A 23,624-nucleotide genomic window follows, 5' to 3' on the forward strand; every position below is an offset into this window, starting at 1 on the left:
AAGCCGGGCTATGGTTCCGGCGCGGTCGTCTCGTCATGGTATCTCCTGTTCTCAGCATTTAAGCTGAAGTCAGGCAGAAATTCCACTTATCCTAGCTGTGCAGATTTTCCGAGCCACCTCTGTAGGCGTGTTGCTGCGCATTTCGCTACGCAGTGTCTTCCTACCGTCATGCTCGACGAGCATTCTGAGATCTGCAGCGATTGATTTTGGCCAAGCCGATAGCTCGGCTGGGAGGTCTCGATGGTGCGGACACCTGACAGGATGCTCATCAGCCAGACAGCTTGGCAAAAGGCTGTGGCGCGCGAAGCCGTCATTCGGCCCATCGCTTTTGTAAAGACCCTAACCGCCCCGGAGAGATTTGCCGCGTGCAGGCAGCTGGGCCTCAAGCCCACAAGGTTCTATCAGTTACTCAGTCAGTTCCGGCAAAAGCCGGTTACCAGCTCATTGCTGGATGAGACGCCCGGCCCAGAGAAGGGGAGGCGGCTTTTATCACCGGAACAGGAAGACGCAGTCGCCTGCGCCATCCAGGAGATCTATTGCCGTCGCGAGCGGCCGACGATCATCGCCGTCCATGATCATGTCCGGGCAATTTGCCGTCAGCGAAACCTGTCTGCACCATCGTGGAAGGCAGTGAAGGCTCGCATCCATCAGTCCGACCGGCAGAAGCTTACCAAGGCCCGAGAAGGTGCCAGCGCCGCGCGTCAGCGATACACGCCGGTCGTCGACGAGTATTCAGCAGGTCACGCGATGGAAATCGTGCAGATTGATCACACATTGGTCGATCTCTTCGTAGTCGATGCTGTGAACCGCCAACCACTGCAACGTCCTTGGCTGACACTGGCGATCGATGTCGCTAGCCGCATGGTGGCGGGTTTCTATCTGAGTCTAGAGCACCCATCGTCCACATCGGTCGCCTTGGCCATCCGGCAGATGGTTTTGCTGAAGACCTCGTGGCTCGCGGAGCGAAACGTGGTCGGCGACTGGCCCGTTCATGGTTTGCCCACCGCCATTCATCTCGACAATGCTCGTGAGTTTCGAGGAAAAGCGCTCGCATGGGGAGCCGCCGAACACGGCATCAAGCTCATCCATCGACCGGTTGCTCGCCCACATTACGGTGGCCACATCGAGCGGCTTATCGGTACGATGATGGGTGCCGTCCACTTTCTGCCCGGCTCAACGTCGAGCGATATAGGCTCCCGCGGCGACTACGATCCACCAAAACATGCAGTCATGACATTTGTCGAGCTGGAGCGGTGGCTCACCCTTGAGATCGTCGGCCGCTATCACGCCGATATTCACCGTGCGCTGAAAATTCCACCACGCCTGGCTTGGGAAGATAGCGTCCTTGCGCGTCGGGAGCCTTTGAGGCTTCCCTACGACGAACACCGTTTCGTCCTGGATTTCCTACCGTTTGAGGAACGTGTCGTCCGCCGCGACGGACTGCATTTATTCGGCCTCAAATATTGGGACGATATCCTGAGCCCCTGGACCGGTGCGCCGGACAAGATGCGGGTTCGTTACGATCCTCGCGATATTTCCTGCGTGTTCGTCGACGGGCCAAACGGCGAGAGCTGGCCGGTACGGTTCGCAGACCTCGGCCGGCCGCGGGTCACGCTCGGGGAGCACCGGCAGGCCGTGGCCGCTTTGAGGGCTCGTGGTCTGCAATCGGTTGATGATCACCTGATCTTCGAGACCATCGAAGCCCAGCGACGGATTGTCGAGATGGCAGGTCGTCAAACGCGGAGCGTCCGCCGGGGAGCCGAGCGGCAGTTGAGGGCACTGGCGGCGACCGATCGGCAGCAGGCGGAAATCACCGATGATGTAGACGGAGATGATTTCTTCGATTTGGCACCGTTGTCGGTGGAGGAATGGTCATGACGGTATATTCCCATCTGCTGCCTGCCTATCGCCAGTATGCCGAGATGGAGATTGAAGAACGGATCGCCTGGATCCGTGCAGATCGTTGGTTTGAAACAGCCGATGCGAGGGCCGCGCTGGCGAGGCTTGAGGATCTGCTAACCTATCCGCCAAGGGACCGAATGCCCTGTCTGCTTCTCTACGGCGATACGGGTATGGGAAAGACCAAGATCATTCGAAAATTTCTTCGGGATCACCAGCCCGTCTTCGATCGTGGAACGGGTGTCACGAGCATGCCGGTCGTGGCGATGCAGATGCCGGCCGAACCCGTCGAGCGCGATGTCTACGGAGAACTCCTCAATGCATTGAGTGCACCAGGTCCAAGTGGAGACGCGACCTACCGACTGAAGACCACGTGCCGGACCTTGATGCGAAGGATAGGGGTACGGATGCTGATCATCGATGAGATCCATGCCATGTTGACGGGGACATATCGGCAGCAACGGGTCTTCCTCAACGTAATCCGCTTTCTGGCGAACGATCTGAAAGTGCCGATGATCTGCGCAGGCACCGATCTCGCCCGGCAGGCGTTGTTGACGGATCCGCAGCTTGCCGAAAGGTTTGAGGCCTTTCACCTGAAGCGCTGGTCCAATACGCCGCAGCTCGCCCAATTGCTCGCAAGTCTCGGGAGCATACTGCCTCTACGCGAGCCATCACAGCTCGGGACCGCAGCGTTGCGTCGCAAGGTGTTGGATATGACCGACGGCGTCACGGTGCGAATTTTTCGCTTGATCGAGACAGTTGCCGTCGAAGCCGTCCGAAATGGCAAAGAGGCGATCACCTTGGAGAGCTTCGACGGCGACAACTTGATCCTGCCGCTTGTTGCGATGGCGCGGCGCACTGAAGGCCGCCTGCAGCGACGTGCAACCCAGTGAGACCGGTGCGGCTGCTGGCTTTGGCTCCACGACCCTTTGAAGATGAACTCCTAAGCTGTTGGCATTGGCGGGTGTCGAGCCATTATTCTTGCTCACCTCGGCAGGTGGAAAACTGGATAAGTGGGGGCTCGGTAGGCCCTAACCCGCATCTCTTTCGCCACGATGTTTCGGCCGACCAGCCCGCAACCCGTTTATGGGCGCTTGCCTGTCGCCTGCGTCAAGTCGATCTGGAGCGGCTGTCTTTGCAAAATACCGGGCGCAGCGGGGCTTCATTCGTGAGCGATCCCGCCCATCGAGGCGTTTGTCCGACATGCCTGGATGAAGACGCAGAAGAGGGGAGGGATCACTATTGCCGGCGATCTTGGGCATGTGTCGAAGCAGTTGCCTGCCCCCGCCACAAGATTGGCCTCGAGATTAACTGCAGTGGGTGTTTCCGTAGTGGTCTGTTTCAGTTTCGGTCCACACCTGTTGGCGTTGTCAGACTGTTTTGCCGTGATTGCGATGCGATTGTCTCGGCGCGGCGGTTCCCGCGCCGCGATCAAACAGACCTGCTGCAGGTTGCTTCGTTGGTAGGTGAGGCTATCGGCAAGGGTGGGTCGGAGTTTGAACGTATCGACGCGGCAAGCCGCTTTCTCTGGTCGCCTCGGCCGGAGGGGATGCCATACATCGCCGCGCTGGGCTTATCACTGCCTTATGGTCAGCGGCCGTCAGTCGCGAAAGGCGCGGCGCCGCTGGCCAGCCTTCCACCGGCATGGCGAGCTGTAACCATTACGACCATTGCCAACCTCCTCTTTCAGGTGGCTCCCAAAACGGTTCCGCTCTCTTCCTCCGTTCGCGAAGCCTTTCGGCAATTCGAGCAAGGGCCGACCGAAGAGTGTCATCAGGCACCTCCACCAACGCGGACGGCGTCAGTCGTGAATCTCCGTGCGGAAACCGAATACCGGCAGTTGGCACGCGGCATTATCCAAAGCGAAGGCTGGAAATCTTTGCCATCCAAAGCAGGGCGCGCAAGAAACCGGGCAATCGGCAAGCTGATGCTCCGCGCCCTCAATGACGAATGAGGCCAAACCGATGTGCCTCATCCAGCAGGTGGCGAACGGAGGAAGGCTGCCATTTCCGCCCACCGCGCGCCGGCCGCTCACCCATTTGATCCAGTTGGGCGGCAATATCGCGCAGTGACAGGCCGGGATCAGCAATGGCAATCGCTGCAACGAGCTTCATCAGGTGATCTTCCGGGGCACGACGGGGCGAGCGCGCCAGAAGCTCGGGATCGACCAGCTTCTCGCGGACCATCCGATGCACTGCGCGGCGCAGCCGTTCGACCGTCCAGTCATGGCCCCGGCGATTGAGTACCCGGACGACATTGTCCCAGCTGTGTTGGGGCCGCAGCTGCCGCACCATCGGCAGCCAGGTTTGGGCGGAGGAGATCAGCTCGTCGAGATAGAGTTTCTCTCGTGCCTTCGACACCGCCTTGATCGCCTCTGGTCGCCGCTCTCGGAGTCCCGGATTGCCCGGTAGCTTGCCACGCGCTTTTGCCGCCTTGATGCCAGCTTTGGTTCGTTCGGCGATCAGAGCTCGTTCAAGCTGTGCGACGGCGCCGAGCACCTGGAGGGAAAACATCCCTTGTGGCGTGGACGTGTCGATAGGATCGCGGATTGATCGGAAATGAACACCGCGCTCTTCAAGGTCCTCGATCACCTGCAACAGGTGGCTGACAGAGCGGGCGAGGCGATCCAGGCGGACGACGACGAGCACATCGCCGGCAGTCAGGTCTCCGAGCAACCTTGTCAGCACCGGTCGAGCTCGTGATGCGCCGGATCCGTGCTCCTGAAAAATCCGCTCGCAGCCGGCGGCGCGCAGCTCGTCCATCTGCGCGTCATGGACCTGATCGTCGGTCGAGACGCGCGCGTAGCCGATAAGACGTTTCGGGGCCGGCGACTGATTGGCAGCTTGCCGTTTTGCCATGGTTTTCTCACGCGTTTTTCAGGTGCTTTGTACAGATAATGAATGCGCGAGAAAATGAACAGTTGCAAGCATGGTTTATAGCTCAAATGCAGCCTCGCCAGACTCGACACGCGATGGCAAATGGGCGCAGACCCATCAACTGCGTTAAATGCATTCTGGTGGCTATCTGAGGCGGAAATGCAGGAAATTAGGGCATTCCGGAGAGGGGAGAGGGAAGAAGCGCCGCCCGAGGGAGAGATTGCTTGGGACGTCTGCTTCAGCTCGAGAGGAGATGAGCGCTCAACGCGGCTCTAACAGCCGCAGTTATTCCGCCGATCCTCGCCCAAATCTTCCTGAAAGGCCGGAAAATCAGGCGTTTCCGCTCATCCAGGCCGACCGACATTTCTGATTTACGCCTTGAGATCAACAGCCATCGATAAGGGATACTTATCGATGGTTAGGAGACCAAGCAGAAATCATACCATGTAAGGAACCGCAATATTCATATAGGTTTCCTGTAAGAAATCATTTACCATGATTTCAATGGCTTACGATCTCGCGAAAATCAGCATGACAGCCTTGATGCGGCCCGCTTTCGACGCCGGTGTCGCTCTCACGCGTCTCGACGAGCGCATCGCCCGATCCCCGGTCGGGCAGGGCTGGATCGAACGCCAAAACTTCGCCGACGCCTGTGCCTCGCTGTGGATTGAGGGCGAACTGGTCCATCTCGAAGATCTCGTCCTCCACGACGCGACCCGCGATATCCGCACCCCCACCCACGAACTCACCATCGCCCGCGACGTGTTGCGCACGCGCCGGCGTGTTGCCGCGCAATTGCCAGCTTGGGCGTTGTCGGCCGAAGGCATTCGGGCGCTGCGAAAAACAGCGGAGGTCAATCCGGTCGGCGTTGATGCGGTTGGGTCCGCTGGCGCCATCCGGCCCGCGGTCGCGGCAGATGCGGAAGGGGAGGGGAAAGAAATCGATGAAGCCGAAGGGTTGCCCGGCGTCGATTATGCCGCCATCGATGCGGTCTTGGCCCGGTCTGAGGTGGCTATCGAACAAGCTAGAAAGCGGGGCCGGGCTTCGACCGATACCGGCGAGCGAGACCCTCTCGTATACGATCTCGACTGGGACGAGGATGCGCGGATCGGCGAATGGCGCGGTGTATTGCACCAGGCCGAAAACCTGCCGGCGGTGCTGCAGGCCATCGTCGCCCTCGATGCCTGGAATGAATTGTCGGTGCTGCAGCACGCCCCCTGGCTCGGCCGCCTGCTGGCGTCGTCGATTCTGCGCCAAGGCGGCGTCACGTCAGGCGCGCATCTTGCCGCCATCAATCTCGGCCTCAAAACCATCCCCGTCGATCGGCGCCGGCATCGCGACCGGGAGACGCGGCTGCTGGCCATCGCCCACGGATTTTTGGCGGCCGCGGAGATCGGCATGAAGGAGCACGACCGGCTGGCGCTGGCGCGAAAAACGATGGAGCGCAAATTGGTGGGGAGACGAACGTCTTCGAAATTGCCGGAGCTGGTCGAGCTGGTGATGGCGAAACCGTTGGTGTCGGCCGGGATGGTGGCCAAGACGCTTGACGTCACGCCGCAGGCGGCGCGGCGGACTGTTTTGGAGCTCGGCCTCAGGGAGATGACGGGAAGGGGGAGGTTTCGGGCGTGGGGAGTGTTCTAAGTCATTGCCATCTCAGATAGGATAGCAATCTTTCCGGACGCGCCGAACGCATCGAGCAGTGTTTCGCCAATTCATCACTCAGCATGCAGGATTTAGCTCGGTAACCGTTTTGGCAGAAAGCCCGAAAGTCATATGCTAAAATTCAGGTCTGCGGAGATTTGGCAAGGGATAGCCCGACGAGGCCCAGATCCCAAACGCACAGACAACTCCGACCAGTACGGATATCCGTATCCACGTCAACGGATCGTTGACCACTTCTGAGAAGTTGCGCCGTCGCGTGTCAAGTTCCGCCGACTGCTGCGATGGATGATCATCTACTTTCCATCCCGACGATGCGGGCGTCGTTAGGCCACCGTTTTTTCCCCACGCGATGAAGAAAATCACAAGACAAATGATAATTCCAACCATCCAGGCAGCCATACATGATCCCTTTCGCCAATTGCAGCGTTTATCACCTATGCGTTAGATGATTAAAGAGCTGCTAAGGCGCCGTCACTATCCTTACCCTTAGGAAAGTTGAGGCGGTTTTCACAATTCTGCAAGGAGGAGAAAGAGCCTTTTGAGGCTGAACCATAGATCAATTTTGCGAGCGTGCCGATGGAGGACACCCTTATCTCGGGCCTGCTCTTCGTATTGATCTTGAATCAAACGGCAATAAATGGATCTGGAAAAACACGTCGCGCGATAAAAATTCCATATATCGGCACACCGGGAAATCTAGAAGACAATACGGTGTGCATAGCTCGATAGTGCGTTCCGACCGTCAGCACATCGTCAACGATTGCGATTGACGTCGGAGCGGGATTCGCGAGGTTTTCATCTATCTGATAAACATTTAACAGCTCATCGACTGTGAGCCGATTTCCGTCCGCCGACTCGTGCGAGGCGGTCGTGGACTGTATTTGTTTCACCAGTGTCCGAACATCGGCATTTGGCGAAATGCCGCAGCAGATTTGCTCGATGCGATCGTCGTAGTCGGGGTGATCGCTTGCTTTCGAACATGGAATGGGAACCAGCGTCCCCGAAGCCAGCCAATCTGGCCTCAACACTTTTTGAAGCGCGAGGCTACACTCCCGAATGGCTCTGCCCTTGTACCTGTAAGCTGCTGAGCCAGAGGCGCTTGGCTTCTTTTTGAGATTGCTTATTAGATTGTTCGTTGAGCTAAAATCGTAGCCCATACGAGATGTGTACTCATACAAATACAAGCACATATCCGTCGCCACCAACCTCGTATGATCGGGGCGAGTTGTGTCGTCGATTTCTCGAAGAAGGATGCTATCCAAGGGCCGACCAGATATCTTCGGACGTCCTAACTCGGATTGCGCCTTCGGCTTCAAATCGTGCCGGCCAAGTGATGTCTGAGCGATGGAAGCAAGAATCCAATATGAAGAGCTTCCGGCCTTGGTGCAGCGCCGCTCGCGCCTGCGTTAAGGTTCCCGAGGTCTCTCCAGCTTCAACAATTATGGTTCCCTCCGTGAGGGCGCTCATCGTAACGTTGCGCTCGGGAAAGAAAAATCGGTTTTGAGGTGGGGCCTGTCTTGCATATCTCAAAACTGGAACCTGCGAAATAAGAAGATATTCCTTCGCAATCCGCTTTTGCATTTCGGCATTTTCCCTGGGGTATGCTTGTCCTAGCGGAGTGCCGATAACGGCTATGGTTTTGCCGCCGCGCTCAATGGCAGCTGTGTGGGCGGAGATATCGATTCCTTTAGCCAGCCCCGAGACGACCGTAAAGTCCCTGTCGACCAGCTCTCGTGCAAGACGTGCGGCTCGGCGCTTTCCTTCGTCCGAAGCCTCCCGGCTTCCAACGACTGCCACTGCTCGTGTCTCCGTCAGCTCCCATTCCCCTTGATAATAAAGGAGTTCGACCGGATGACGGGCGTCCCGGAGCTTCGGTGGGTAGTCGCCAGCGTGATTGATGCGAACGCCAAATTGGTGGATGTCTGCCTTCTTAAGCGCCCTCATAACCTCTTCGGCGCATGCCGTCGCATCACTATTGGATACGAAGTCGGATGGCAGGGCGGCGGGATCAGACGCGAATTTTTCGGCCAGCGTTCGAAAAGTTGCGCCTTTTTCGAGCCACAGCGCTTCGTATGCACCGAGCTCGCGGCGCGGGGATATTGCGTTGGCGGCAGGTCCATCAGCAACGCGATTCAACCACATAATTGTATCTCCCAGGCGAGTTGGGACTAGCCATCCAACTCTGCTGTTGTTCTGCGCTGCGACTAGACTAACGAAGGAAACCCTGCATGCAAGGCTCGATCGCAGTCGTGCACTGCGCAATCTCTATAATTAGGGCTTTGCTCCAGCCCTGAGCTGTTCGCATCTCAACGGTTGCGTGCTTTTCTCCCGCGAGCCTTACAAAACTTCATGATTCTCAGCTCATGGTACGCAACTTTGGTGCGCCTAAACTTCTTTCGGGTTGAGAAACATCACCGGTCAGTCCAAAAACCAGATTTTCAAGCTCGTCGGCCGGAATGTGCAGTGCTTCGGCGATCTTGCTTTTCGAGATTTTCTCACTCCAAAGCGCCGTAAACACCTTTTTCCAGACAACAGACTCCTCGCGTGGCAAGCCACCAGGCTCTCCTGTGCGGAAGCCACGATCGTTCATTTGGATGCAGAATGTTCGATATTGCCAGTCGCTCAAAATGTGAAGCTTGTGTAATCGGTAGGCTAGGGCGGCGGTTGAGACACCCCATCGCCGCTTCGCGGCGATAATCTGATCTAGTCTGTGTGCTACGGGGATTTTGGCTCTCACATCTGCTTCCGGCATCAAGAATGACGACGCAAAGCTATTGGCCTCGACCTCAGCCTCGCGACCTTGCCTTGGGCCTCCGTGTTTATGAAGTACCAAATGGGCGAGCTCATGCGCGGCGTCGAGCCGACTTCGCTCAGCAGTCTTGAAGGTGTTCAGAAATACGTATGGAACGCCATTCCGCCAGCAGGAGAACGCATCGACGTTCTTTGTATTTTCGGCAAGAGAGAAAATACGAACGCCTTTAGCTTCCAATAGCTTGATCATGCTGGTGATCGGCTGCTCACCGAGTTGCCATGCTTGACGCAGGGAACGTGCGGCGGTTGCGGGGTCGCGCTCGTTGGAAAGGTCGAGGACGTCGACGGCAGGCAGATTGAACCGATCAGCGACGTAGTCTGACAGAAGATAAGCGAATGAAGCTGCCGCAAGAGCCGCATCTCTTTCCTTGGCTGTCATGGCTGTAAGACTTCGAAAACTGGCAGCGTCTTTTTCGACGTCGTCAATATCCTCGCCGAAAAAGAAGTCGATTGGGAAGTCGAGTGCCTTTGCAAGGCGCTCGACTGTGCCGGGCTCAGGTTCGTTTTCGCTGCTTTCAAGCCTTGTTATTGTGACCGGCGAAATACCGGTCATCTGCGCGAGCGACCTGCTTGTGAGCCTCCGGCGCCTGCGGGCCAGGGCCAATCTTTTTCCATTGAACATTTCAAACTACTTTTTGCGCGTAACTTCGATATCGAAGTCCTGCGCAATAGGTTCCGCGTCTTCCACAGATTCCGGCGAAATGCTCATCCACTCACCGGGCTTAATGACGTAGACACGCTCATTGAAGCCCTTGAATTGACGATCCTCGATGCTTTTTGGGAACGAGAGTTCCGCTCTCACATCGTCCCCGTTAATGTGGACGAAAAAATACCAAAGCGACGCGTTCTCTCTTGCCTGAGACTCAGCATGGGCCGCCTCGATTTCGGGAAAAAGATACATTTGTCCTGAATCGACAGCCTTAGAGGCCGCTGGTCCTTTCTCCGAGATGGCTTTTGGATCCCGGCGATCTTCACAAGCGCTATCAGCGTTTTGAAAGACGATCTTGATGCCGATCGCTGGATTATAAGTCGCCTCGATATTTCCGGTGCGATCGATTTGCCAACCCTTCAACAGCAGCACATCCCTGATCGCTGCAGTTCCGAAGATATAAGAAAGTTGGCCCGCTGCGTTTGCAGGGAATGTGGAGACAGCGCTTGCTCTTGCTGCAACCGAGCGCTTGACCACTTCAATAAGATCGCCAGCGGTGAGACCCAGCGTTTCTAATCGGACTCCAGCTTCATAATCCTGAGAGTAAATTTGGGTTTGCGGCACAGAAAAGCTTCCATGTTAATTTTCGATACCTCATTTGTGGCAGAGAAAATTAACATGGTCAAGGGTTGCCAGTTTTCGGACCACGTCAGCCGGGCGGCCGCCACGGAAAGGCCGGGCAAATTCAAATGAGGTAAGGAGGCGCACATGGGGGCAAGATTTGATTGGATCGACGACTCCATTTCCACCCATACTGCCGGTGTCTCTAGTCCATCCTTCCAACCTTGATGCCGGATTGCGCCTTGTAGATGCCGTTCAGGGGAGCTTTGGACGGCCTCCCAAAGAGCATGCCATCTCACGCACGCTAGCCGATACGATCCTTGAAATATGACTTTACGATTTCCAGAGCGCAGACCGCGCTCGTATGAGCGGCGTAGTGCTGGTAGGTATCGTTCTTCTCGGAGTTCGCGAAATCGCATACGGATTTCACCACTAGGGCAAGCGGTCTCGGAGCAGGCATCTCCTCGGCTGTGGCATAGACGGCATACGCCTCCATCTCGACGGCGACGACCTTCCGTTTGGCGGTGGCAAGCTCCTCGAAGAACCCGTCGTCCGCACGGACTGCCGCCCCCGACGCCATCGCGCCGATTTCGACGTTCAAGACGCTATTGATTTTCTGTTTGGTATAGCTGCGGCGGATTTCATCTAGCTTTCCTTCGTTTGCCTTGAGCGCTTCGGCGTGCTTTCGAAGCATCGGATCCAGTGCGATTTGCACGGGGTCGGGGGCGAAACGCATCGCCTCACCTTCCTTTTTGTGAAATTTTCCACTGCCATAATCCCAGGAGATATTAACTACGACAACGTCACCGAGTTGGATGTCGCCCTCTCTCCCTGCGCAAATTCCCGTCATCACGACGAGGCGGGGGCGGAACGCTGTGGAGACTTTCGACACGGCGGCCGCGGTGGCCACCATACCCATCTGCGCCGCGTGACACGCAACGCACCTTAATGTTTTGCCATCCACCTTAAAAGTGCCAACCCAGTAACGTGTTGGGTCGGTCGGGCGCTGCAGTTCCCTCCAATCGCAATCGAGCGCCAAGACGGCTTCGAGTTCAGGTTTGGCAAGCGCGCAGACGAACGCCACGTCATAGTCGTACTCTTGGCCAAGATTAGCCGCTTCGGCCGACGACTGGATGTATCGAACCTTGGTCGTCAGTTGGTCGATCCAGTCCGCCGATTTCGTGTCGAACTTGAGGATGGACCATAGACCGTTGTTGAAGTCGGCTTCAGATTGATCGCGCGCGTCGTCATACGAGGTCAGGCCTACGATGTAGCGCGGCCTGAGGTACGTCGTTCTCGCCATGATGTCCCGGAGTAGGGTTTGCCCACCATCGATTTCGGGCTCCGCCAGCCTCGCTTTTGGTATCATTAGATCCAGGATCAATAGATCGAACTGCGTCCTGCGCATTTCCGCGCTGGCATCGTACGCGTTGGTCACATGGGCTATGTCGTCCGTGGACGGCACGCCAGCCTCAATCAGAACCCTCGAGATGGCTGCCGCCTTTGCGGTGTCGTCGTCAACAATCAGGACCTTCATTTCAGTTCCAAGCTTTCGATCATCGTTTTCAAGCTATTTCCCCATTCGTTTATTGAGGCGTGGTAGTAGACGGCCCCGATATAATGCTCCGGGAATTTGAGTTTCAGGTCTGCGTCAAGGTCGCTTAGTCCCGTCACGTTGGGCGCTTCGCCGAAGCTCTCGAACTGAGTAAGGACAATCACCTTACTGGTTCCGGACATCCTCGCCATCTGACGCAGGAACTCCTTGCCACCGAATGCATGCATGCGACCATCTGGGTCTGGCCCGCTTGAATCGTAGTTTGGCAATGTCATATTGTTGATTTTCACTGAGAACTGACCCGGTATTTCCACCGAGATTTGACCCGCCTTTTAGATATGTTTCGGGTCTGGTGATTTGGTCAAGTCGCTGTTTTTCTCCTTTGTATTTTTCGGTTCGTGGGCGGAGCTGTTCTTGAAGCGGAAGCTGTCGTTTCCGGTTTCGAGGATGTGGCAATGATGAGTGAGCCGGTCGAGCAGCGCGGTCGTCATCTTGGCGTCGCCGAAGACGCTGGCCCATTCACTGAAGCTGAGGTTTGTGGTTATAACGACACTGGTGCGCTCGTAGAGTTTGCTCAGAAGATGGAAAAGCAACGCGCCACCTGATGCACTGAACGGCAGGTAGCCAAGCTCATCGAGGATCACCAGATCGGAATGGACAAGTCGGTTGGCGATCTGCCCTGAGCGACCTTGCGTTTTCTCCTGTTCAAGCGCGTTGACAAGCTCGACGGTCGAGAAGAACCGGACACGTTTGTGGTGATGCTCGATTGCCTGGATGCCGAGAGCGGTCGCGATATGGGTTTTGCCTGTGCCTGGCCCGCCGACCAGCACGATGTTGTTGGCATCATCGAGAAAGTCGCAACGGTGGAGCTGTCGCACGAGCGCTTCGTTGATCTCGCTGCTGGAGAAATCGAAGCCGTTCAGATCACGATAAGCTGGAAAGCGAGCAGTCTTGAGCTGATAAGCGGTTGAACGAACTTCACGTTCTGCTGTCTCGGCTTTGAGAAGTTGTGACAGGATTGGAATGGAAGCTTCAAAGGCAGGTGACCCCTGTTCGGTGAGCTCACCGATTGCCTGAGCCATGCCGTGCATCTTCAGTTGTCGCAGCATGATGACGATTGCGCCGCTGGCTGGGTTATGACGCATGGCGTACCTCCGTTGTCTTTCTCAGGGAATCGTAGCGTTCGACATTGGCCTTTGGCTCGTTGGCAAGTGTGAGAGCTTGGGGCGCATCTATCGTCGGTGGTGTGGAAGATTTACCGTCGACCAAACGATGCAGCAGGTTCAAAACATGGGTCTTGGTCGGAACCCCGGACTTCAAGGCCATATCGACGGCCGAGAGCACAGCCTGCTCGTCGTGCTGGAGAACGAGCGCCAGAATGTCGACCATCTCGCGATCCCCGCCCGGCTTTTTGAGCAGGTGCTGCTGCAGTATTCTGAAGGCTTCCGGAAGCTCGATAAACGGTGCACCATTGCGAAGAGCGCCTGGTTTGCGTTGCACGACGGCGAGATAGTGTCGCCAATCGTAAATTGTTTGCCCAGGACCATCATGCGAACGGCTGATGATGCGACGGTGCTCGCATATGATCAGACCTTCTGCTGCAACAGCGATACGATCCGGGTAAACCCGAACGCTGACGGGCCGATTGGCGAAGGATGCCGGAACACTGTAGCGATTACGATCAAAGTGCACGAGGCACGTCGGGGAAACCCGCTTGGTATGTTCGATAAATCCATCGAAGACACGTGCTGTTGGCATGAGAGCCTGCGTTTCCTCGGCCCATATCTCAGCGATGGTCCCACGCATCTTTCCATGCGGGGTCTGTTGCCAAAACTCCTTGCATCGAAGCTCCAGCCAGTCGTTCAGGGCTTCCAGCGATGGAAAGCGTGGTGTTGGTTGGAAGAACCGATGGCGTGAATCCTGGACATTCTTCTCGACCTGGCCTTTCTCCCAGCCAGACGCTGGATTGCAGAATTCTGGCTCATAGAGGTAGTGGCTGGCCATTGCCATGAAGCGGACATTGACGTCGCGCTCTTTGCCGCGACCTATTTTGTCGATTGCCGTGCGCATGTTGTCATAAATGCCACGTCGAGGAACGCCGCCAAAGACACGGAATGCGTGGTTATGGGCATCAAACAGCATCTCGTGTGTTTGGAGAAGATATGCCCGAACGATGAACGCGCGGCTGTAGCTCAGCTTCGTATGGGCCACCTGCAGTTTGGTACGTTCATTGCCGATGATTGCCCAGTCTTCCGACCAGTCGAACTGAAAGGCTTCACCCGGATCGAAAGCCAGCGGAACGTATGTCCCACGTCCCGAGGTCTGCAGTTCTCGCTGAAGATCGGCCTTCCATTCCCGAGCAAATGCAGCAACACGACCATACGACCCATCGTAGCCGAGGCTCATCAGGTCGGCATGCAACTGCTTCATCGTCCGCTTCTGCTTGCGGTTCTTCTTCGCTTCCGTCCTCAGCCAGGCCGTTAATCGATCAGCAAAAGGGTCAAGCTTACTCGGTCGCTCTGGAACTTTGAACTTCGGTTCCACACTCCCCAGACGCAGGTATTTGCGGACGGTATTCCGAGACAGACCGGTCCTGCGACCAATCTCCCGGATCGATAAATGCTCTCGAAAATGCCAGCGTCGGATCACGCTCAATAACGCCATGTCGATCACTCCATAGCCCTCGCTGAAAACACGCAGGGCAAGGTTCAAACATGGGTCAATTCTCGATGGAAATATCCTGTGCTACCGGGTCAGTTTTCAGTGGCAATCAACACCTTCAGCGTGTTTCGCAGCGCCGGGTCGCTGTGTGGATCAGTTGATGAAAAAGGCATGGGCTCCTCCTGATCAGCAGGCAAGAGCACGTGGAAACCCTCAGTTGCCTCCGCCTACACAATCGGTTTTGGGGCAATGAGGCACCATACCACGTTTCGCAACACGGGCAAATGTTGATAGTTGTGAGCCAGATCTAGCATTTGCGCGACCGCGTGATCCAGAAACTATTCCCAGACTGGATCGAGGACTCGACCATCAGATTAGAGCGCCGATTCATCCGGTTGGACCGCGTTTAAAACTCCCAGTCTCGTTCCCCCGCCCGCGGTCAAAATAGAAAGGTTGTCAATGGTCGGAGAACTCTATCCCACGTCCTGCGGGACGTCGTCCACGAAGAGTTCAGGTGGCGTTTCTGTAGGCTGTCGTGTTTTCCCACTACGAAAATCGCAGCCCAGTAGCCTGGCATATTCTCGCTCGGCCAATCCGTAGGCTGGGCCAGCGGCAGAGCGGAGGCCTTCCAGATCTCGCAAGATCACGACATTTCGTTGTGAAAAGATAACGCGCTCTCCTTCGAGCAAGTGCAAGGCCTCAGTGGCGCTCGCTCGTCTTACAGCCAACATCCAGGCAAGACTTTCATGTGATGCGAAAAACCTGTCGCTGTGGATGCGATCAAATCCCATGACCAACCACCGAGCCAGGCGTTCCTTCACTGATCCACGCTGATTGGATGCGGCGGTTGAGGCAAGCTGCAGCTGCTGAGCGCGTACGTAAAGAAGTAATAAGTTCCGTAACTCGAGATTTTTTCGATTTCGTCGCAGAGGCGTTCCGCCCTAATCTGCCACGCAGTTCCCGCCATTTGCGTTCTCAAGCCGAATGGTGACCTGTCGTCTCCAAGTGTAATTTGATCGCCGGTCATCCCCTCGTAGCCGATAAAGCCGAGTTCGACATCCCGTTCGCCATCGATGTGAGAGATGATGGAGACGACGCCATCTTCGATAAAGTAGACATATCGGATTGGCTCTCCCGGCCTGACAAGCATTTTCAGTCTAGGCATTTCCACGTGTTCAAGATGGTGCTCAATGTCGGAAAGACACTCTTTTGTCATCAGCGACAAGAGCGTGTTTTGATATCTGTCCATTGTGAAATTCCGATCGTTGCCGGTTGGGCACTCGATCCAGATAGCTGAATTTTCGGCGCCAACTCTTCGCGTCGCATACATCTGTGAGGCGAAGAAATAGTACGGGTACGTACGACATTTTGCAAATCGTGCGTAGTAAAGTGCTGATCTGTGCAATCTGGAATTCGTGAAATCGAGACGGTCAAGCACAGGCCGCTGGAAGGATCTAAAATGCTTGCATCCAGCCTTCGAGACTATCTGCAGCTCTGTGCATGGCGATTGGTTCCAACTGAAGATGAGCAGGCTGCGCTCATCGAAAGAACGGTTGCCGTCCTGACCACAGACCCAGACGCGCTTGAGAACGGTACGGTCGAGAAAGCAATTTTTGGTACGATGGTCGGAATCGTGTCACGAGATGCAGAGAGATATCATTCTGCGGTAACGTAAGTGGAGTTGGACATTTATGGTTAACCGCATTCAACTGCGCGATCACGGCCGTCAGGCTTTCACTTCCTACAGGATGCCGTCGATCACATAGCTTCCCCGCTCCTGCGCGTTTCTCGAAATTGCCTCGAGCACCTCAATCTGACCTGCAGTCTCTTCTTGATACGAGGTCAAGGCCTGAGCCGAGATTTTCGCCTGGTATGCGTTGCCAAACTCAGAGTTCAACTAAGTCGCCAATCATAGCTCATGACAACCGCGTGACCGCTGCTATCGAAATTGAATCAAAAATCCTTGGAAACCACCTCGTATCACATCGGTTCGTTTGGCAAGACAGGAGAAGACCATGAAACAGGAAGCCCCCAAACCCGGCGCTCCGGGAACAACCGATCAGTCTCCGCGCTGGGAAGGACCGCAGGATACTCGCCCCCGGGGCTATATGCCGGCGGTGGACGATCCAGAAGTCGACAGAGATGCAGTTGGCGAAAATCTCCGAGATCCGCGCCGCAAAAACTTGGGCGATGCAGGCAAGGTCAAAGGCGATACGCGATGGCCCGGGCAGGCGGTGCCAATCGGGCGGTTACGATTTACCTAACGGAAGTGCGAAATTACAAATCTTAACAGTTACAACTCTGCCTAGTAATTGGGCGCATTGCATTTTTTGTATGCAAGAATAACGAAACTTCAATGGTTTATCTTTACATTGAATGAGGCAATTTCCACCAGACACGCTTTCATCATCAGAGGCCAACGTGAGCATATTCGGCAATCTAAAAATCAGGACGCGCATCATCATCGTTGCGGCCATCCCCACTATCGCCTTGGTTGGCGCGGCCTTGCAAGACAATGTGAAGCGTTTGCAAACAGCTTCCGAAGCGAAATCTGTTGCGGAAATCGCCTCAATGGCTCCCATTTTGGGCGCCACAATCCATGAAATTCAAAAAGAACGTGGGGCTTCAGCCGGTTTTGTGGGCGCCAATGGAAAGGGCGAGTTCGGACCCCTGCTTGAAAAGCAAAGAGGTGCTGCGGATCTGGCAATTCAACGCTTCGGAACACTAAGTCTGACAGACGAAAATAGCAATCTGGCGCCCGCGCTTAGAGAACTCGCTTCTGCCGCGCAAGCCAAGCTTGATAGGCTCACAGCCATGCGGCAAGACGTGACGTCGCTCAAGGCCGGTGTGCCGGAGATTGCCTCGTACTTCGCCGACACGATCAGCAGCCTCATCAAGATCATCGAATCCATGAGTTCCTTGACGACGGACAGCGCCATATCCAACAGGATTGTTGCTTACTCAGCACTGCTGCAAGGTAAGGAAAGGGCGGGACAAGAGCGTACGATTGGAACTGCGGCCTTCACATCCGGCAACTTCAGCCCTGAAAGCTACCAGCTCTTCGTAAAATTCGGTGCGATGCAAAATGTCTATTTCTCTGATTTCAACAGCTACGCGGGCGCAGACCAACGAGCTTCATTAAAGGATGCGTTGAGCAGTGATGCAGGCAAACTTGTCGAGAGCCAGCGCAACATTGCAATGGCCAGCCCGTTTGGAGGGCAACTGAACAGCGTAAGCGGCGAAGAATGGTACAAAGCGTCGACCAATCGCATCAATGCCCTGAAAGCTGTTGAAGACAAGACAGGTCTTGACCTGCGGGACTTCGCCGCCGCATCTGCTGCGCAACAGCACAACAGTCTTCTCATCTCCCTGGCGATATCCTTTGGCGTTCTTGCACTCGTTGGCGTGCTCGCAACAATCGTGACACGGTCTATCACAAACCCTGTTGCCCGCATTGTGAAAACAATGCGCGAACTGGCGAATGGCCACGCGGAGGCCGAATTAAGCGTCGTTGCCGACCGTAGTGAAATCGGCGACATGGTGAAATCCGTAGCCGTGTTCAAAAGCAACGCACAGGAACGATCGAAACTGGAAGCGGAAGCGCAGGTTAACCGCGCGCTATCAGAACGTGAACGGCTGGAGCAACAGGAAAGAGAAGCAGCCGAAAGTGCGGAAGTTCAGTTCGCGGTCGACACTCTTGCTGCGGGTCTGGGCGCTATGGCCAATGGCACGTTGAACTACCGCATCAACCAGACCTTTGCGAGCCGTCTCGACAAGATCCGTGTGGATTTCAACGGCGCTATCGAGCGCCTTGAGGATGCCATCATAGACGTGAGCGGCAATGCGCAGGCCATCTCTGCTGGATCAAACCAGATTCGCGCCTCGGCGGACGATCTCGCTAAGCGCACCGAACAGCAGGCGGCATCCGTCGAAGAGACCGCTGCTGCGCTGGAGCAGATCACGACGACAGTTGCCGACACCAGCCGCCGCGCTGAAGAAGCCGGTCGCCTGGTGACCGCAACGCGTGAGAATGCCGAACATTCAGGTACAGTGGTTACCAAAGCCATCAATGCGATGAATGCGATCGAGACATCGTCCAACGAAATCTCCAACATTATCGGCGTTATCGATGAAATTGCATTCCAGACCAATCTGCTTGCCCTGAATGCGGGCGTGGAAGCGGCAAGAGCCGGTGAGGCTGGCAAGGGATTTGCCGTCGTTGCCCAGGAAGTTCGCGAACTGGCCCAGCGTTCAGCCAGTGCCGCAAAAGACATCAAGGCTCTGATTGCCAAATCAGGCGATCACGTCAAGAGCGGCGTTGGTCTTGTCGCACAGACAGGAGAATCACTCGGCAAGATCGTCGATCAGGTCAAGGAGATCAGCGTCAATGTGCTGTCTATTGTCGAAGCATCGCGCGAGCAGGCGACCGGCATCAAGGAAATCAACCAGGCTGTGTCCCAGATGGATCAGGGCACCCAGCAGAATGCGGCAATGGTCGAAGAATCAACCGCCGCAAGCCATGCGCTTGCACGAGAAGCCGAAGCCTTGTTCGTTCTGGTTGGAAAATTCGAGACAGACGCCAAAGCAGGGCCTTACTTTTCGTCCGACGCAGACCGGCAGCCTAATCAAAAGCGCTCGCCTGCCCGTCAGTTGATAAACCGAGTCAGTTCCTCATTCTCCGGCAATGCAGCCCTTAAAGCGAAAAACTGGGAAGAATTTTAAACAAACTAAGCCTTTGAGCCTATGATTAGGTCACGTCCCTTGGGTTCAAGGGACGTACTTTTTTAGCTATAGAGGCGTGTGCTTCGAACCCCAGATTGTCAAAAACTCTATCATTTTCAACGTCTCTCTCTAAAATAATTTTTCCGGTCTTGCTCGCATGCTTGCCACGAAACGTTCGGTGAAATCGTCCGCCCTCACAGGGCGACCGTAGAGATAGCCCTGTCCCTCATCGCACGCATACTCGCCACGCCTATTCGGAAGAGTTTTGATAAATTAAAATCCATGTTGGTCATCTCGAGCACTTGAGAAAATCGCTTCGCTAATGGCGACCAGCCACTTTGCGCCCAGACACCATCCATCCACAATTTACGGATGGATGGTTTCCAGCGCACCCCCTCTATAGGTTTCATGCGTTTCGATTACCGTGGTCCCATCATTCCGATCGATAATTCAGTTTGAAGCTCAATATCGTCGCCAAAAGAACTGTCCTCAAGCGCAGATCGGTTGCGGCCGTTCAGTCCTGCGATCTTGTTCGCTAATAGCCAGCCGAGGAAGGCATCGCTGCCAAGCGGACGACTGATCCAATAGCCCTGAAGCTCGTCGCAGCCCATCGTGGCCAAAAGATCGGCCTCTTCGCGCGTTTCCACTCCTTCTGCCACCACCTCGTAACCGAGGCTGTGCGACAGGGCGATCATTGACCGAACGAGAACGCGCTCCCGGTTGCCCTCCTTCATGTCGCTGATGAAGGACCGGTCGATTTTGACGACTTCGGCGGGAAGCTTTTGCAGATAGGCAAGGCTGCTGTAACCCGTACCGAAATCGTCGATGGAGAAGCGAATCCCGGAATTGGTCATCTCGGTCAGAAGATCGAGCGCCGAGGTCGTGTCCAGCATCATTGCCGATTCTGTCAACTCGAATTCGATCTGGTTGCACGCCACGCCGAATTCATCGAGTATCGCATTGAGACGCTTGAAGAAATCGTTCTCCTGCAAATTGACTGCGGACAAGTTGATGGACAGCTTGATGTGCAGGCCATCCGCGTTCCACAAAGACAGCTGGCGAATTGCCGCCATCACCACCCATTGGGTCAAAGGTCGGGCAAAAGCAGACGCCTCAATGACCGGAATGAACTCGGCGGGCGAGACAGTGCCAAGCGTTGGATGGTTCCAGCGCAACAGGACTTCCGCGCTCTTGTAGCCGCCATTTACGGCATCGACACGCGGCTGGAATACCAGCGACAGCTGCCCCTTCTCTTCCAGTGCAGTGGGAAAATCCCGCTGGATGACAAAGTTACGCTGATGACGGACATCGGTTTCGGCTGAGAAGTAGGCGATTTTGCTATCGCTGTCGCGGGCATCTTGGACCGCGCTTTGAAGCGAGCGCAGGATTTCTTCGGTGACGACAGTGCTGGCGGGCGTGAACTGCATGGAGCCGATGGACGGCGTGGCGACGATCTGGAGTTCAAGCTCTGCATTGAGCGAAGCGATGATCCCATTGAGAAAAGCTTCATGCTCCGGTAGCGACATCGTTTCGGGGCCGAGAAACGCGAACTGGGTGGGCGCAACGTGATAGGCATGCGCATCTTCGCCGAGATGCTGCTTGAGAATATAAGCAACCTTTTCGACCATGCCATCCACATGCGACAGGCCGACGACGCGCAGCATGCGGTCGAACTGGGATGTCTGTGCAAGATCAAGCAGGCTGATGATGCGCGACTGGCCGTTGCAATTATGGCAAAGGTCGCCGAGATCGCTGAGCAGTTGATAACGGTTGGGGAGGCCGCTGGAAGGTTCGATTCGGCCGAGAGAATGTTGCAGCTCGACCTGGTCCATCACCATGGCGGCGAGATCGGACAGCGTCTGCACCTGTTCGTCAGTCACGTCGAAGGGTTCGGTTCCAAGCACGCAAAGTGCACCAAGACCATGGCCCTTCGGTGTCAGCAGCGGGACGCCGCAGTAGAAGCGAATGCCGGCATTGCCGAGCGTGCTGTCTGCATAGAACGGATCGGCGGCGAAGTCGCGTATGACCACCGGCGCGCAGGTTTCGGCGACCTGCGCGCAAGGGGCTTTGGCGCGCGGGATTTGATTATGGTCGACGCCGACCTTAGACTTGAACCACTGGCGGTTCACATCTGTAAGCGAGATCGCTGCGATTGGCAGTCCGAAATAATTGGCGACCAACCGGGTAATACGGTCGAAATTTTCGCTGGGCATCGTGTCGAGGAGACGCAAATTCTTGAGAGCGGCAACACGGGCGGATTCGTCATGCATAGCAAGTGTCCAGTCGCAGGCACACGCTGTGCGGCGATAAACAAGAAAACAAATCGACATTTTTAGGAGCTATGCTGGCCTACTGCAAAAATCAACGTCGTCTGCAGGATGGCTAGATTTCAAGCATCATGCCTGGAGCTTTATAAGAATTAGGCCTCATTCTTATGCGCAATAACTATGACAATGGTAAATGGTTCAAACCGAAATGAATTGTTGGTTATCGCTGCATTAACGGGAACATTTATTTAAATAATCAGAGGTAACACGTCCGCGAAACAATATTATGCCTCATCCAAATGTCGTCTTGTCTGCGCAAGCATTATTTGGGAAGCGCCGGGCAACACTAGAAGTGTTCTTTGCATAATTCCTGTAGGCGCCGCTCGTTTTATGTTGAGCGAGGAAACCCGCGACCGCCTTCTTGATAAGACGATCCTTGCCGTCACAGAAAACCCTGGCCTCGTTGACCCGGAAAACATCGAACAATCGTTGGCATGGGTGATCGATTACAGTCCTGATTCTTCCGGTTGGACCGCGATTAGAATCCCTATTCTCGTTCACCCGACCGAGGTCGAAATATAAATGTCAGTTTGATCACTTGACGCTTTTCGGTGATGATTTCGGTGGTGGATTTGAGGTGCGCAGCTGGCATATGGTGGAAATTGGTTCTTCATCGGGCGTGCCTAGAAGGCTTGATACATCTTTTGAAAATTTATTCAAAACATGATTGAGGCCCCAGATCGGCGGAGATCTCGACCTCCAGCGAACCTTCCTAACAGATTCAATTGCTTAGGGAAGGGAGGAGCACACCGATGGTTCGAGTCCTTTCAAGGCGGGCGCTACGGCTGCTTCGCGCATTGCCTTTGGTAACAATAACACTCTTCCGAGAAGCGGTCGCTTCGCTTGTCACGCTTTTCAAACACTAATAGTTTCGAGGTTGCGATTGGCCGATGGATTGGGGCAGCGAGCGGCCTGAGTTTGGTTAACAGCTTCTCACGCTTCAAAAATTTGCGACAAGCCGCATTAATAACTGAGCGCGGAGGCTATACCGTTTTCTATACGTTTTATCAGACTCATGTAACCGCAGCGCGCGGCAGCCAAAATCTTGGTTTCAAAGCAAGGCGTCGACAGCCTCGGCGACACTACGTACGCATAAATCGGCGAAGGGCCTCGCAGCATCGGTGTGCGACAGGTCCCTATCGATCAGTATGGTTTTCATGCCTAGCGCACGGGCACCTTCTAATTCGCGGTCCCCACCGTCTCCCACGAAAACGCAATTCGCCGGAGTAACGCCTATCATCTTACAAATATGCTCATAAATCGCAGGTTCCGGCTTCATGGATCGGACTTCGTAGGAGAGGACGCTGGCTGTGACGAGCTCGTCGAGGCCACTCCTTCCTAATACCGCTTTAGAATGCGCCGACGCATTACTTGCAATTCCTGTCGCGATGCCTCCTTTGCGTAACCGAATGAGAGCCGAAGCGGAGTCGTTATAAACCTCGATAGCACTGTAAAACAATTCGATATTACGTGCGACGACCTCCCGCACCACATCGCGGTCTCGCTCCAAGTCGCATAGGCGAGTTGTCTTCCAAACGCGTTCTTCCATACTTGATATTTCTCCCAGCATAGACGACCTGGACAGAGACCGGAATGCGGCCAAAAACGTGCCTGCATCAATGCCGAGGTCCCTAGCCATCGTACGATAGAAAGGCCCGGTGAAGTCCTCCTTGAGCAATGTGAAGAAGAGGTCGAATATGACGCCGCGAGGCTGGCCGAGTGAGTTGAAGTGTCCTATCATTGTGTTCTCTCTTGCAATTCGGAATATGATTTATGCCTGCTCCGCCCGAAGCCATATTTCTAGAAACGTTGCTTGCCCGGGTTGACCGAAGCTGGCGGGA

20 protein-coding genes are annotated in these 23,624 nt (G+C 55.3%); 7 read left to right on the top strand and 13 right to left on the bottom strand.

Annotated features, from left to right (window positions below; translation table 11 throughout):
- Positions 1 to 240: 240 nt before the first annotated feature.
- The 3 genes from G6L28_RS20625 to G6L28_RS20635 are packed head-to-tail and all read left to right on the top strand — an operon-like array spanning position 241 to position 3,853.
- Positions 241 to 1,878: a Mu transposase C-terminal domain-containing protein gene (locus G6L28_RS20625; RefSeq protein WP_174066063.1), complete on the top strand. Its 1,638-nt coding sequence runs from the start codon at positions 241 to 243 to the stop codon at positions 1,876 to 1,878.
- Entirely contained in the window at positions 1,875 to 2,792 is a 918-nt protein-coding gene (locus tag G6L28_RS20630; RefSeq protein ID WP_174066065.1) for a TniB family NTP-binding protein, read from the top strand. Before G6L28_RS20625 ends, G6L28_RS20630 begins: the two co-directional genes overlap by 4 nt.
- Before the next feature lie 5 nt (positions 2,793 to 2,797).
- Positions 2,798 to 3,853: a TniQ family protein gene (locus tag G6L28_RS20635; protein WP_162725407.1), complete on the top strand. Its 1,056-nt coding sequence runs from the start codon at positions 2,798 to 2,800 to the stop codon at positions 3,851 to 3,853.
- On the opposite strand, the gene G6L28_RS20640 is transcribed toward G6L28_RS20635, so the two are convergent.
- Positions 3,840 to 4,757 carry a recombinase family protein gene (locus tag G6L28_RS20640; protein ID WP_174066067.1) on the bottom strand — a complete coding sequence of 306 codons (918 nt, stop codon included), beginning with the start codon at positions 4,755 to 4,757 and terminating at the stop codon, positions 3,840 to 3,842. The two genes, G6L28_RS20635 and G6L28_RS20640, sit on opposite strands and share 14 nt — an antisense overlap.
- A 513-nt stretch (positions 4,758 to 5,270) precedes the next feature.
- Here G6L28_RS20640 and G6L28_RS20645 point away from each other — a divergent pair.
- Positions 5,271 to 6,416: an RHE_PE00001 family protein gene (locus G6L28_RS20645; protein WP_174066076.1), complete on the top strand. Its 1,146-nt coding sequence runs from the start codon at positions 5,271 to 5,273 to the stop codon at positions 6,414 to 6,416.
- A 644-nt stretch (positions 6,417 to 7,060) separates the two neighbouring features.
- Here G6L28_RS20645 and G6L28_RS20650 read toward each other — a convergent pair.
- The 10 genes from G6L28_RS20650 to G6L28_RS20695 all read right to left on the bottom strand — a co-directional run bounded on the left by G6L28_RS20650 (position 7,061) and on the right by G6L28_RS20695 (position 15,983).
- The gene (locus G6L28_RS20650; protein ID WP_210265780.1) at positions 7,061 to 7,621 is read right to left on the bottom strand and encodes a hypothetical protein; all 561 of its coding nucleotides are present in this window, start codon (positions 7,619 to 7,621) and stop codon (positions 7,061 to 7,063) included.
- A 70-nt stretch (positions 7,622 to 7,691) separates the two neighbouring features.
- Positions 7,692 to 8,579 carry a DNA-processing protein DprA gene (locus G6L28_RS20655; RefSeq protein WP_174066080.1) on the bottom strand — a complete coding sequence of 296 codons (888 nt, stop codon included), beginning with the start codon at positions 8,577 to 8,579 and terminating at the stop codon, positions 7,692 to 7,694.
- Between the two features lie 214 nt (positions 8,580 to 8,793).
- Complete coding sequence (locus tag G6L28_RS20660) at positions 8,794 to 9,870, bottom strand: helix-turn-helix domain-containing protein (RefSeq protein WP_174066089.1); 1,077 nt, start codon at positions 9,868 to 9,870, stop codon at positions 8,794 to 8,796.
- Positions 9,871 to 9,876: 6 nt separating this feature from the next.
- A complete protein-coding gene (locus tag G6L28_RS20665; protein WP_174066091.1) occupies positions 9,877 to 10,521 on the bottom strand; it encodes a hypothetical protein in 645 nt (214 codons plus the stop codon).
- A 301-nt stretch (positions 10,522 to 10,822) separates the two neighbouring features.
- Complete coding sequence (locus G6L28_RS20670; RefSeq protein ID WP_174066092.1) at positions 10,823 to 12,055, bottom strand: hypothetical protein; 1,233 nt, start codon at positions 12,053 to 12,055, stop codon at positions 10,823 to 10,825.
- Complete coding sequence (locus G6L28_RS20675; RefSeq protein ID WP_174066094.1) at positions 12,052 to 12,363, bottom strand: hypothetical protein; 312 nt, start codon at positions 12,361 to 12,363, stop codon at positions 12,052 to 12,054. The genes G6L28_RS20670 and G6L28_RS20675 overlap by 4 nt, the downstream gene beginning before the upstream one ends.
- A gap of 42 nt (positions 12,364 to 12,405) precedes the next feature.
- Entirely contained in the window at positions 12,406 to 13,218 is an 813-nt protein-coding gene (gene istB, locus G6L28_RS20680; protein WP_174066095.1) for an IS21-like element helper ATPase IstB, read from the bottom strand.
- Positions 13,208 to 14,737 carry an IS21 family transposase gene (gene istA, locus G6L28_RS20685; RefSeq protein ID WP_174066096.1) on the bottom strand — a complete coding sequence of 510 codons (1,530 nt, stop codon included), beginning with the start codon at positions 14,735 to 14,737 and terminating at the stop codon, positions 13,208 to 13,210. The genes istB and istA overlap by 11 nt, the downstream gene beginning before the upstream one ends.
- Positions 14,738 to 15,207: 470 nt before the next feature.
- Positions 15,208 to 15,555: a helix-turn-helix domain-containing protein gene (locus tag G6L28_RS23220; protein WP_425292698.1), complete on the bottom strand. Its 348-nt coding sequence runs from the start codon at positions 15,553 to 15,555 to the stop codon at positions 15,208 to 15,210.
- A complete protein-coding gene (locus G6L28_RS20695) occupies positions 15,552 to 15,983 on the bottom strand; it encodes a cyclic nucleotide-binding domain-containing protein (protein ID WP_174066100.1) in 432 nt (143 codons plus the stop codon). The genes G6L28_RS23220 and G6L28_RS20695 overlap by 4 nt, the downstream gene beginning before the upstream one ends.
- Before the next feature lie 210 nt (positions 15,984 to 16,193).
- Between G6L28_RS20695 and G6L28_RS20700 the strand changes: the two genes are divergently transcribed.
- The 3 genes from G6L28_RS20700 (at position 16,194) to G6L28_RS23090 (ending at position 19,456) form a co-directional block, all read left to right on the top strand.
- Positions 16,194 to 16,409 carry a hypothetical protein gene (locus G6L28_RS20700; RefSeq protein WP_174066102.1) on the top strand — a complete coding sequence of 72 codons (216 nt, stop codon included), beginning with the start codon at positions 16,194 to 16,196 and terminating at the stop codon, positions 16,407 to 16,409.
- A gap of 340 nt (positions 16,410 to 16,749) precedes the next feature.
- Entirely contained in the window at positions 16,750 to 16,998 is a 249-nt protein-coding gene (locus tag G6L28_RS20705; RefSeq protein ID WP_174066104.1) for a hypothetical protein, read from the top strand.
- 157 nt (positions 16,999 to 17,155) lie between these two features.
- Positions 17,156 to 19,456, top strand: coding sequence for a methyl-accepting chemotaxis protein (locus G6L28_RS23090; protein WP_337795793.1), 2,301 nt, complete (start codon positions 17,156 to 17,158; stop codon positions 19,454 to 19,456).
- 419 nt (positions 19,457 to 19,875) lie between these two features.
- On the opposite strand, the gene G6L28_RS20715 is transcribed toward G6L28_RS23090, so the two are convergent.
- Together G6L28_RS20715 and G6L28_RS20720 are read right to left on the bottom strand one after the other, a co-directional pair.
- A complete protein-coding gene (locus G6L28_RS20715; RefSeq protein WP_174066106.1) occupies positions 19,876 to 21,726 on the bottom strand; it encodes a sensor domain-containing phosphodiesterase in 1,851 nt (616 codons plus the stop codon).
- 1,108 nt (positions 21,727 to 22,834) lie between these two features.
- Positions 22,835 to 23,524: an HAD family hydrolase gene (locus G6L28_RS20720; RefSeq protein WP_337795794.1), complete on the bottom strand. Its 690-nt coding sequence runs from the start codon at positions 23,522 to 23,524 to the stop codon at positions 22,835 to 22,837.
- Positions 23,525 to 23,624: the final 100 nt, after the last annotated feature.

The organism is Agrobacterium larrymoorei, assembly GCF_013322225.1.
GTDB classification, from domain to species: Bacteria; Pseudomonadota; Alphaproteobacteria; order Rhizobiales; family Rhizobiaceae; genus Agrobacterium; species Agrobacterium larrymoorei_A.

Coding starts and splice junctions, on each gene's coding strand:
- G6L28_RS20625 (WP_174066063.1), top strand. CDS start 241: ATGGTGCGGACACCTGACAGGATGCTCATCAGCCAGACAGCTTGGCAA.
- G6L28_RS20630 (WP_174066065.1), top strand. CDS start 1,875: ATGACGGTATATTCCCATCTGCTGCCTGCCTATCGCCAGTATGCCGAG.
- G6L28_RS20640 (WP_174066067.1), bottom strand. CDS start 4,757: ATGGCAAAACGGCAAGCTGCCAATCAGTCGCCGGCCCCGAAACGTCTT.
- G6L28_RS20645 (WP_174066076.1), top strand. CDS start 5,271: ATGATTTCAATGGCTTACGATCTCGCGAAAATCAGCATGACAGCCTTG.
- G6L28_RS20655 (WP_174066080.1), bottom strand. CDS start 8,579: ATGTGGTTGAATCGCGTTGCTGATGGACCTGCCGCCAACGCAATATCC.
- G6L28_RS20660 (WP_174066089.1), bottom strand. CDS start 9,870: ATGTTCAATGGAAAAAGATTGGCCCTGGCCCGCAGGCGCCGGAGGCTC.
- G6L28_RS20670 (WP_174066092.1), bottom strand. CDS start 12,055: ATGAAGGTCCTGATTGTTGACGACGACACCGCAAAGGCGGCAGCCATC.
- istB (WP_174066095.1), bottom strand. CDS start 13,218: ATGCGTCATAACCCAGCCAGCGGCGCAATCGTCATCATGCTGCGACAA.
- istA (WP_174066096.1), bottom strand. CDS start 14,737: ATGGCGTTATTGAGCGTGATCCGACGCTGGCATTTTCGAGAGCATTTA.
- G6L28_RS20695 (WP_174066100.1), bottom strand. CDS start 15,983: ATGGACAGATATCAAAACACGCTCTTGTCGCTGATGACAAAAGAGTGT.
- G6L28_RS20700 (WP_174066102.1), top strand. CDS start 16,194: ATGCTTGCATCCAGCCTTCGAGACTATCTGCAGCTCTGTGCATGGCGA.
- G6L28_RS20705 (WP_174066104.1), top strand. CDS start 16,750: ATGAAACAGGAAGCCCCCAAACCCGGCGCTCCGGGAACAACCGATCAG.
- G6L28_RS20715 (WP_174066106.1), bottom strand. CDS start 21,726: ATGCATGACGAATCCGCCCGTGTTGCCGCTCTCAAGAATTTGCGTCTC.
- G6L28_RS20720 (WP_337795794.1), bottom strand. CDS start 23,524: ATGATAGGACACTTCAACTCACTCGGCCAGCCTCGCGGCGTCATATTC.